This window comes from Sulfitobacter sp. HI0129 (assembly GCF_001635395.1).
Taxonomy (GTDB): domain Bacteria; phylum Pseudomonadota; class Alphaproteobacteria; order Rhodobacterales; family Rhodobacteraceae; genus Sulfitobacter.
This window is the reverse complement of record NZ_LWGH01000311.1, coordinates 1-9989: the sequence shown is the minus strand read 5'-3', so window position 1 is coordinate 9989 and position 9989 is coordinate 1. Positions and strand designations below refer to the sequence as shown.

The window sequence follows — 9989 nt, the reverse complement described above, 5'->3', positions numbered from 1 at the left end:
GCCCAGGCTCTCTGGGCTGATGGATGATGCCGAGGAAGACGTGCTCGCCTACATGACCTTTCCCCAACAGCATCGGACGAAGTTGCATTCGACGAATCCGATTGAACGTTTGAACGGCGAGATCAAGCGCAGGACAGACGTCGTCGGGATCTTTCCAAATGAGGCTGCCATACGACGCCTCGTCGGCGCCATCCTCATGGAGCAGACCGAAGAATGGACTGTGCAGCGTGCGCGATACATGACGCTGGAAACCTTGGCACCGGTCTGCGATGATCCCATCATCAGCCTGCCTGCAACGCAGACGGACTGATCAGCTCGGCCGTCGAAAGCGCCCGGCCAGCCGCGAGTTACACCACGCTATGGGGCATGATCAACGACAGTTCAATTTCACCGCCGGATTCAGTGGAAAGATGCCCTCAGAGACCGAGAAATCGACGTCAGCGCCCCCTGATGCGACAAATGATGTTCCCCTCGACAGGAGAGATCAAGAGGAAAGCGATGGGATCGCCCTGCCCTCTCATGTCGCCGGGTCCGGCACACTCGATCGGCTGATCGACACAGCGCGCGACTATGCCAAGGCCTCGACCGCTGAGAACACCAACAAGGCCTATGCCGCCGACTGGAAGCACTTCGCGCGCTGGTGCAGGCTGAAAGGAACGGACCTGCTGCCTCCATCACCAGAGATGATCGGGCTTTATCTCGCGGACCTGGCGTCCGGGTCGGGCCCCTCCCCCTCGCAGTCGGCGTCCCGACCCCTATCGGTCAGTACGATCGACCGTCGCCTGTCGGGCCTCGCCTGGAACTACGCGCAGCGAGGCTTTTCCCTCGACCGAAAGAACCGCCACATCGCAACGGTGCTGGCCGGGATCAAGCGCAAACATGCGCGACCGCCGGTTCAGAAGGAAGCTATCCTGGCGGAAGACATCCTCGCGATGGTCGCCACCCTACCCTACGACCTGCGCGGGCTGCGGGATCGGGCAATCCTGCTGCTGGGATACGCCGGAGGCCTGCGCCGCTCGGAGATCGTCAGCCTGGACGTACATAAGGACGACACACCGGACTCCGGCGGCTGGATCGAGATCTTCGAGAAAGGCGCCCTTCTGACGCTGAATGCCAAGACCGGTTGGCGCGAAGTCGAGATTGGCCGCGGTTCCAAGGATCAGACCTGCCCCGTGCATGCGCTCGAGCAATGGCTGCATTTTGCGAAGCTCGACTTCGGTCCAGTCTTCGTCGGCACCTCGCGCGATGGTAAACGCGCATCTGAAACGCGCCTGAACGACAAACATGTCGCGCGGCTGATCAAGCGCACGGTTCTGGATGCCGGTATCCGATCCGAGTTGCCCGAGAAAGAGCGCCTGGCACTGTTCTCAGGTCACTCGTTGCGTGCCGGCCTCGCCAGTTCAGCGGAGGTCGACGAACGCTACGTCCAGAAGCAGCTGGGGCATGCCTCGGCAGAGATGACTCGTCGCTACCAACGCCGACGCGACCGGTTCCGCGTGAACCTGACCAAGGCTGCCGGCCTCTGAGCCCCTGCCCCATCACGCCGCCTGCCCGCTGAGCCTGCCATAGAAGCTGCGCTCAAGGTGCAGCTCCCCTGCCCCGGCCTTTTCGACCATCCCGCGCAGATAGCCGCCCGGCGAGGAAACTTCGCCGGCGCAATGCTTCTCGAAGACAAGCGCCAGCGCCGCTGTCGCCACCTGTTTGCCCAGCCGGTCTTGCGCCACGTTCCACGCATGCTCGGACACCCCGATCATCGGCCTGAGCTGCCCGGCAACCCGGTGCAGATCACCCCAATCCTTCAGGAACCCGCCCATATTTCGCGCCCAGGACGCGAATTCGGGACAAGCCTGCATCACAGTGGGCAGATCCAGCGCCGGGCGCTTCTTGCGCACTTCGGCTACCCACTCTTCCAGCTCCCTATCAACCTGATCTTCGGGCTGAGCATTGGGCACCACGGCCGCGACTTCCTCATTTTCTGAGGAATTACGAGTTACAGGATTAAGTTGGTTTGTAATTAGTATATGAGGGTCAGAAATGACCTCCCTGGGGTTCATTTCTTGGGTCTTATCAGAAACTTGTTCCCTAGTTTCAGGCGTGTTTTCCACATTCTGAGCGACCTCAGTTGCCTTGAGATACGCCGCCTCGACACGCTCCTGAAGCTCCTTGAAACACATCAGGAGTCGCGCAAGTTGCTCGGAGGCTTCATGGCGGCGCGGAAGCCGGTTCAGAAGCTCCTCGAAGAGACCCGTGAATTGCGCCCAGGGGCCGCGTAGCGCGCTGCTGACGGCCGCCTCGATCCGAGCGCGGATCATACGGCGTGCCACGGTGATCTGGCGCTTCAGGCGCTGACAGAGCTCGCGCTCGGCCTGCAAATCGGCATGGAGCTCCTCGAAGTCCTCGACACGCGCCGACAGCGGCGACAGATCGAAGCCGTAGGCCTCGACAATGCGCCCTTCGGCGTCCCTACGGCCCCATCGCTTGCCGTTCGGGCTGTCCTGGAAGGAAATCACGCCGATCTCGGCCAGTCGCCGTGCATGCCGCTTTAGTGCAGAGAGCGAAAACCCCGTCTGCTCCATCAGATAGGCATTCGATGCCCAGACGATCGGGCGCTGCCCCTCCTCCCAGTCCTGGGCCTGCGTAAAGGCCCCGAGCGTATCGAGGAGCATCATGTCTCCGGCCTTGAGGCCAATATATGCACCGACCCGCTTCACGGCCACAAAGGCCCGCGTTTTGGGTACAGCTACCTGTTCACCGGCTTGGGCAAGCTGCTCTGCAATGCCAAGACCCGGTGTCGGCTTGCGCCAACCTGTATGTTTCATGCCTGTTTCTTACCTCCAGTTATGTGGAGGCAAAAGAAAGCCGTTCGCCGCGGTGGCGTTCTTGTTGACAGTGATTCGCGGGAGAGATATCTTCTAAGCGACCAAACTTTTCAGATTAGCTCTCAGGCCACGCTGCTTGGGGGCTTTTCTTTTGCCTAGATCATTGTTCTGACTGCTCCTCTTTCGTCGCGAGGAATTCGCTGTACAGCTGATCAAGCCGACCCGAGAGAAAGTCCCCGAACTCGGTTGAATCTTGTGCCGTAAGCGAAATGCTGAATGCCTTTCCGGAACGACCGATGACTCCCTTGATGCGGCCTTTACCGGCAGTCCAGGTTCGCTTCTTGGGCGTAGCACGCGTTTTTCGGCGCTTCGGCGCCCTGCCCGCTTCTGCCAGCTTGCTGTGCAAGAACTCAAAGCGAGCATCACTGTCGAGGTTTTGAAACCCGTCGAACTCCAAAGCTCCCTTGAGGAGCTTGTCATTCGATGGTTCCGAAGCCAACTTTTTGAAGTCTTCCCAGCGATCACGTCCAATCTGCTTGGCCGGCCCAATCTGTTCGATGACGTGCCGAGGGACGTTCTGCGCCACTGACAGCATCCGTGAAAGTAAAGTCCCATCGATGGTAAGGGCGGACTGGATCACGTCCTTTGCTTGCCCCATATCCAAGAGGCTCTTCGCAAATAGGGCCTTCTCAATAAAAGAGAGATCTGCGCGCGCAGTGTTTTCCTGCCCTTGAGCAAGAATGTGAGCCACATCGTCCATTGGTTTTACAACTGCGCGAACCTTACGGCCGAGCGCCGATGCAACTCGCACACGGCGATGCCCGAAGACGATCATATAGCGGCCATCCGCTTCCGGATGCGGTCTAAGCAACACCGGCGTGTCCTGGCGACCCGCTGCGATCGATGCTTTCAGTTCATCGAAAGCAACATCGTCATCACTAAGCCGATCCGAAACGAATGACACATCGATCAATTGCGGATCGATCTCGACAATGGTTTCCCCTTCAAGGAGACGCTTCGAGTTCTCCGCAAGGCTATCAATCGAAACCTTCATCGATTTCGAAGCCCCGCGCATTGCGTATCCAGAGCGACCGGAATCCTTCGACTGCTCCGGCGAGCCGGCCATGACGCTCTTCAGGAGGTCTTTGCGAGCCATCAGGCCATCTCCCTTTCGTCCGAATCCAACCGACACGCAGCGCGCATTTCGACAGTTGCACGGCTGTCAAAACTGGCTCTCTGCACGGCTGTCAAAACCACATTCATTCTCGCCCCCAAGCCTTGTGGATCAGTTCAGCGATTTCGTCGTTCACATCATTCAAAGACGTCACGGCGCGGTCGTAAGTAGTCCGCACGAACTGAGACCGTTCAACTTCGTAAAGCGTCTGCTTGGTGATCCCAGCGTCGGAGATCGCCGTAGACTTAAGCACAGGAGCCGACAACATCTGATTTGGGAACATCGCCTGGAGGAACCCAACCATCTGCTTTTGGGGACCGTCCGTTGGTTCGAATCTCGTTACGAGGTAACGGAACCACTTCAGGCGCATGTTCGCTCCAGCGTCACGGATCGTCTTCATGATCCCCCCCAGCATCAGGAGAAACTGGCTCATCGACATGACGTCCAGCATCTGAGGATGGACCGTCACAATGACCGAGGAAGAAGCCGTGAGAGCAGTGAGCGTGAGGTAGCCCAGCTGAGGAGGGCAATCGATCACAACCACGTCATAGCGATCATCAACCTCGCTAAGCGCCTTTGATATGCGAGTGAAGAAGGTACGGCCCTCATGGGGATCGCTGCTCGTCAAAGCAACTGGGGTATCGTATTCGTACTCTTGAAGCTCGAGACTTGCCGGAACAATATCTAGGTTGGGAAAGTTTGTTGGCCGGATCACCTCTGAGATCGGCTTGCGCTCGTCATCATACCGAAGTGTCTCGTAGAGCGAAGGCACGTCGTCGAGTTCAGGCTGAATGCCGTGCAAAGCTGTGAGCGAGGCTTGAGGGTCCAAGTCGATCGCAAGAACTCGATGCCCTTTTAACGCCAAGTGCTGCGCGAGGTGGGCGGCGGTAGTGGTCTTTCCGGAACCCCCCTTGAAGTTCACGACAGACACAACGTGCAGTTCTTCGCCAGGTTGCCGATAGGGGACATAACGGCGTTTTCCGGGGCGGCCATGCTTATCGAGATAAGCTCTCAGTTCCAGCATCTGCTCGGCCGAGTAGCTGCGCCTCCCGGACGACGATGTTTCAGGTTCAGGACCTTTGCCTTCGAGATGAAGCTTCTTAATGGTCGACTGCGTCACGCCGAGATAGTAGGCAACCTCAGCCAATGAAAACTGACGTAGACCTTTTTGGGCGTCCGGAGGATACTGTTCCTGCCGCAACATATTGAGGCGGTCGGAAATCAACTCTCCTTGCTGTAGGATGATCTCGTCGAAGGGTTGATCCTTCGTATCAGCCGCAAAAGACCGTTCTCGCATCAGCCTGCCCTCTAAATATCGCTTTTTCAGCGATTTCGCTCGTTAAAGTGTCATCTACACGGAAAAACGAGTCTTAACAACGATTTTCACCCGGCAGCTAGATCTTACCCAATCCACCAGCTTGCCTAGATGTATGGACAAAGTGTAGCGATCGAAGAATGTAGCTACCCAATATCTAGGGGAAACTGTCACTAGCTCGGATGTGCAGTCAACTTCAACCTCACGCCAGTTACACCCTAACTATTTGTTATTATTTTATTTTGCCACGCTGCACGGCTGTCAAAATGAAAGACGCTCGAAGCCTCAGAACGCTAGGGGAACCACGAACCCGTCTCCTCCGAACCGGCGTGCGTCATCGTCACCTTGCGCCAATGCAGTGATAACTTGCCTCCACCAAGCACACCAACCACTGACTCCAAAATGCGGGGAATGCGTGTCAGCGCGAAGGGAAACAGCGGGAATCGGCTGGGTTGCCCCAGCCGATTCTATGCGTCACGCGGTGTCTTTCGGACCCCAGGGGATGACGGCCTGCAGGGAGAGATCGTCCTGGTTGGCGGCCTTGCCGAGATTGGCGTTGAAGCCGTGGTCGCGGATGGTCAACGTGTAGTAGTCGGCGCCGGTCTCCTTGTTCTGCTTCTTCCAGATGCCGCCGCACTCGACCAGCTTGCCGCGCGGGGAGCGGCCGAGGACGCGGTGCGTGGGGGCCATCGGGTTCGTGCTCGCGACGGGTTCGACCGTGATGTCGAGGTCGAAGGTCAGGGTCGAGATGGACCCGACGCCCTTGGCGGTTTCGATGTCGGCGCTGGTGAATTTGATGCAGTTCGTGGTCATTGCTCTTCTCCTTGTTTGCGTTGCAATGATGGTCACCTTGCAGCTGGCCAAGGCCCGGCCACACCGCAGGCGGAGCGCAGCGGAGAGGGGCAGGCGCCGGTCTTTTTGCTCCGCGCGGAATGACCCGCAGGGACAGGGGAAAAAGATCGGCGACAACCTTTGTGGACGGGACGACAGCTGCGACGAGCATGTCATGCAACTCAGACATCGGGAGAAGTGCAGTGGCAGCGAAGGAAACTGGGTGAACAGCCGAGGGAGATGCCATGAGGGTATTGGCTCCTTTCTAACTCACCGAAGATGAGACATAGTCCAGACCTCAATGTCGCATCCCCAGGATCACTAACGTGCCAATAGTCTTCGCTGAAGCGCCCACGATGCGGAGGAGTGCTCGAGGCAAACAGGGCGTGGAACGAAAGGCCGGATCGCCACGAGACACCGCAACCATCCAATAGCCCTAATAGACAGCCCGGCTGGTTGGTTCGGTCAGAATATGGGACAGGACATTTGACCAAGGGCCGCCGCTACCAACAGACGGGACATAGTCTCTAGCTCCGGCAAGCGTCGCCGACTTGCCCTTCCAGTGCTCATGCTATACGTCATTGACACATACACCGCCGAAACCTATATGGGACAAGAGATGACACGATTGCATACAGTGGTCGAACTGCCCGAATTCCAGAGGCGCGCCAAGGCAATCATGTCAGACCAGGAGCGAGAGGCCGCGATCGACTTCATCGCCGCTAATCCGGAAGCTGGCGTCTCTCTTGGCGGCGGACTTCGGAAGGTCCGCATCCCGAGAGAGGGAGGCGGAAAGAGCGGCGGCTTCAGGACGGTGTATGTCTTTGGCGGGACCCGTATGCCGATTTTCCTGATCACGGTCTTCGCCAAGAATGAGAAAGCCAACCTGTCAAAGACCGAACAGGCCGCGGCAGTAGAGATGAGCAAGGCGCTTGTCGCGAAATATGGAGACGCAACATGAGTGCATTCGAATCCATCACCAAGGGGCTGGAGGAGGCGCTGGCCTTCGCAGATGGCGACTTGGCCGGCGCGAAGGTCCATGAAGTTTCCGTCGCGGAAGTCGATGTCGCCGAAGTCCGGCGACGGACGGGCCTGTCCCAGGCGGAATTTGCCAAGAGCATTGGCGTCGCGAAAGGCACGCTGCTGAACTGGGAACACGGGCGTAGGCAACCGACAGGACCTGCACAGGTTCTGTTGGCGCTGATCGCAAAGAAGCCTTCTGTCGTGCAGGATCTATTGCGCGGCGCGTGAACCGGGGCCTAAGCCCCGATCCTCTTGATGCGGATTCCGAGCTTGCGGGCCTTGTCGACGATGTTCTCGGTGATGCCCGAACCGGGGGTGGCGATCAGGCCCTGAGGCATGGTCTCGAGCATCTTGTCGTTGCGCTTGAAGGGAGCCGCCTTGCCGTGGCTCTTCCAGTCGGGCTTGAAGACCACCTGGGAAACACCCCGGGTATCTGCCCAGCGGGCCGCGATCATCTCGGCTCCTTTGGGTGTGCCGCCGTGCAGGAGCACCATGTCGGGGTATTTTGCGTGGGTGGCATCGAGGACGGACCAGATCAGATCGTAAGCCTGATAGTCCCCGCCCGAGAAGGCGATCCGCGTGCCTTCGGGGCAGTGCACCTCGGTCTCCTTTCAGCGCTTGGCCGAGAGATAGGCCCGACTGTCCACCACGGCGGAGGTGAGACCGCGATGCGAGACCTTGGACCCAGTGCGGGGCAGCCAGGGAGACCCGGTGGCGGCCGAGAAGTGGTCCACGGCCAGATCGCGCATCTGCTCGAAAGCGTCGCGATGGTCCCAGAGCTTGAGTCCGATCATCTGGAGGCGCTCGAGCTCGACCGAGGCGACCTCGGAGCCGTCCTGGATTGCCAGACTTTCCCGGACCTCGAATTCGTTGTCGTCGAGAAGCTTCTGGATATGGGCAAGCCGGCGATGGAAGATCGAGGTGAGGGACCAGAGCATCTCTTCGAGATTGTCTTCCAACTGGCTGCCGGTGAGGAGGGCGATGGTGGTGTCGAAAAGCGTCGCCATGGCGAGTTCGACCTCGTCGGGCTGGGGCAGGGGGCGGTGATCGGTCTCGCCGGGCCCGGGCGTTGCGCCGTGAAGTGCGAGATGATCGAGGATGGCGGAGGTCACGCCAGTTTCCTCTTGGATGTCTGTCTGATGGGGCATTGTCTGGTTCCTCTGTTTGATCTGACCCGATTTGGATGGGGCGATACCAGGACCGGCGGCGACCGGGCCGCATCCGTCAGGATCGGAGCGCAGCGGAGAATGCGCCGCGGGCCGGAAAATTGGTCCCGCGAGGAATGGCCCGAAGGGACAGGGGAATTTTCTGGTGCGGGGCGCATTGCTGCCCGGGCGAGGGGCACTCAGCCCCGACCCGCTGGTCCATCGCTCCCCTTATCCAAACGGGATCAGATCGAACCGGCGGAACCTTTGCCCTGTCGGACATCCCCGGGGAGGTTGCGCTCACCCGTCCTCGATCTCCAGACCTTGTGCTTTCATGGCCCCTAGAAGGGACCGGCGCAGCGCATCCTTGCCGAAAGCCCGCAGATCGTCGTTGAAATCGCCCATGTTTGGCACGAGATCAACACAGGCAATCCCAAGCGATTCCAGTTGGTTACGCAGTCTCTTTGATGCGTTACGTCCAGCTTCGTCATTGTCCCGCACGATCCAGATATGCTTGATCCCCGGCGGCGGGATGAAGAGAGTGAGATGGGTGGCGGTGAGACAGGAGGCGAGATCGAACTCGGGGAGAGCGGTGCCGACCGAGAGGGTATTCTCGAGCCCTTCGCCGACGATAAGATCGGAGCGGACCGAGCCAGACCAGAAACGGATGGCATGTCCGTGCAGCTGCCCCAGAATCCGTTTCGGACTTTCGATCTCGGCCAGGCCGCCTGTGGACGGGTCGAGGTAGGTGCGCGCGCATCCGGTGACCTGGCCGCGATTGTCGGTGATCTTTGCGAGCAGGGCAGGGGCCCTTTGCGGCGGATCGGCGTCGTCCTCACCCTGCCACAGGAAGACTCCCGGGTGATAGCGCAGGGCCGGACCAAGACGTGTGATTCCGCGACCGTGCAGATAGGTGGCAGCCAAGGTGCCGAGAACCGGCTTGCCTGCGGCGAAGAGTGTGCGTGCCCGCGAAATGCGTTTGCTGGAGGCAGCATCCGGGCGCTCAGCCCTTTGGGTTTCACGAGGTACGGCAGGGCAGGGGGCCTCGCCGAGAAAGGACCGGGCCTCCCTGAGCGTCCCCTTCAACGTGGCCGATCCTGGTCGAGGCGCGACCCAATGCGCGCTGGTCGCTGGATTTCGTCCATGACCAGTTCACGGGCGGCCAGCGCTTCCGAGTGCTCAACGTGGTCGATGATGTTACCCGGGAGTGCCTCGCGGCGATCCCGGACACCTCGATCTCGGGGCGCCGAGGGGCGCCGGTTCCGCATCCTGAACGTGATCGACGACTTCAGCCGGGAATGCCTGGCCTCGGTGGTCGACACGTCTCTGTCAGGCATCCGTGTCGCCAGGGAACTGGACCGGATTGCAGAGATGCGGGGTTACCCCTGCATGGTGGTGTCGGACAACGTCCTATATCGGGAAGATTTGTCTGCTTAGGTCAGCAGGTCATGGGGCATCCGGTGTCCCGGATGCCCTGATATGGTTGCCCAGGCGGTCTCCGCCGTCAAGAAGCGGTCTCTCCCATAGCAAACACAGGGTACGCGCGATGGCGGCCCTCACCGTCCTTAAGACGAGATCCAAAATCCCAAGCGGAAGACCTGAACATTATCTACGAGGTCAGCGAACTGCCTCCACGGCTCTGATCAGACAAGGGTCCTTCCACCTGGGCTCACCCCCTCGAA

General features: G+C 59.5%; 9 protein-coding genes and 3 pseudogenes. 6 read left to right on the top strand and 6 right to left on the bottom strand.

The features are described from left to right. Both A3764_RS07245 and A3764_RS07240 read left to right on the top strand, forming a co-directional pair. Positions 1-310: transposase (locus A3764_RS07245; protein ID WP_201722414.1), on the top strand; the 310-nt coding region annotated here is incomplete at its 5' end. A 100-nt stretch (positions 311-410) separates the two neighbouring features. Then, a complete protein-coding gene (locus A3764_RS07240; RefSeq protein ID WP_067926691.1) occupies positions 411-1526 on the top strand; it encodes a tyrosine-type recombinase/integrase in 1116 nt (371 codons plus the stop codon). A 12-nt stretch (positions 1527-1538) separates the two neighbouring features. On the opposite strand, the gene repC is transcribed toward A3764_RS07240, so the two are convergent. From repC to A3764_RS07220, 4 genes are all read right to left on the bottom strand, one after another. Continuing rightward, the gene (repC, locus tag A3764_RS07235; RefSeq protein ID WP_067926687.1) at positions 1539-2819 is read right to left on the bottom strand and encodes a plasmid replication protein RepC; all 1281 of its coding nucleotides are present in this window, start codon (positions 2817-2819) and stop codon (positions 1539-1541) included. A gap of 160 nt (positions 2820-2979) precedes the next feature. Further along, positions 2980-3975, bottom strand: coding sequence for a plasmid partitioning protein RepB (repB, locus tag A3764_RS07230; RefSeq protein ID WP_067926683.1), 996 nt, complete (start codon positions 3973-3975; stop codon positions 2980-2982). A gap of 103 nt (positions 3976-4078) precedes the next feature. Next, on the bottom strand, positions 4079-5290 hold the full coding sequence (repA, locus tag A3764_RS07225) for a plasmid partitioning protein RepA (protein ID WP_009574268.1): 1212 nt from the start codon (positions 5288-5290) through the stop codon (positions 4079-4081). Between the two features lie 492 nt (positions 5291-5782). Then, positions 5783-6121: a DUF736 domain-containing protein gene (locus A3764_RS07220; RefSeq protein WP_067920307.1), complete on the bottom strand. Its 339-nt coding sequence runs from the start codon at positions 6119-6121 to the stop codon at positions 5783-5785. A 655-nt stretch (positions 6122-6776) separates the two neighbouring features. Here A3764_RS07220 and A3764_RS07215 point away from each other — a divergent pair. Continuing rightward, a complete protein-coding gene (locus A3764_RS07215) occupies positions 6777-7100 on the top strand; it encodes a type II toxin-antitoxin system RelE/ParE family toxin (RefSeq protein WP_236628119.1) in 324 nt (107 codons plus the stop codon). Further along, positions 7097-7390 carry a helix-turn-helix domain-containing protein gene (locus A3764_RS07210; RefSeq protein WP_067951390.1) on the top strand — a complete coding sequence of 98 codons (294 nt, stop codon included), beginning with the start codon at positions 7097-7099 and terminating at the stop codon, positions 7388-7390. The genes A3764_RS07215 and A3764_RS07210 overlap by 4 nt, the downstream gene beginning before the upstream one ends. 8 nt (positions 7391-7398) lie before the next feature. Here A3764_RS07210 and A3764_RS26330 read toward each other — a convergent pair. Both A3764_RS26330 and A3764_RS07200 read right to left on the bottom strand, forming a co-directional pair. Further along, positions 7399-8310: pseudogene (locus A3764_RS26330) on the bottom strand (DUF2493 domain-containing protein). Positions 8311-8607: 297 nt separating this feature from the next. Next, entirely contained in the window at positions 8608-9393 is a 786-nt protein-coding gene (locus tag A3764_RS07200) for a DUF7146 domain-containing protein (protein WP_236628118.1), read from the bottom strand. A 5-nt stretch (positions 9394-9398) separates the two neighbouring features. On the opposite strand from A3764_RS07200, the pseudogene A3764_RS25915 reads away from it, so the two are divergent. Then, positions 9399-9608 (top strand): annotated as a pseudogene (locus A3764_RS25915) (IS3 family transposase); the annotation flags it as partial. Further along, positions 9556-9714, top strand: a pseudogene (locus A3764_RS26400) (IS3 family transposase); the annotation flags it as partial. The pseudogenes A3764_RS25915 and A3764_RS26400, both read left to right, overlap by 53 nt. Positions 9715-9989 lie beyond the last annotated feature (275 nt).

What these genes read in the sequence shown, in the direction of transcription:
- A3764_RS07210 (WP_067951390.1), top strand. Translation starts at nt 7,097, where the DNA reads ATGAGTGCATTCGAATCCATCACCAAGGGGCTGGAGGAGGCGCTGGCC.
- A3764_RS07220 (WP_067920307.1), bottom strand. Translation starts at nt 6,121, where the DNA reads ATGACCACGAACTGCATCAAATTCACCAGCGCCGACATCGAAACCGCC.
- A3764_RS07240 (WP_067926691.1), top strand. Translation starts at nt 411, where the DNA reads ATGCCCTCAGAGACCGAGAAATCGACGTCAGCGCCCCCTGATGCGACA.
- repB (WP_067926683.1), bottom strand. Translation starts at nt 3,975, where the DNA reads ATGGCTCGCAAAGACCTCCTGAAGAGCGTCATGGCCGGCTCGCCGGAG.
- repA (WP_009574268.1), bottom strand. Translation starts at nt 5,290, where the DNA reads ATGCGAGAACGGTCTTTTGCGGCTGATACGAAGGATCAACCCTTCGAC.
- repC (WP_067926687.1), bottom strand. Translation starts at nt 2,819, where the DNA reads ATGAAACATACAGGTTGGCGCAAGCCGACACCGGGTCTTGGCATTGCA.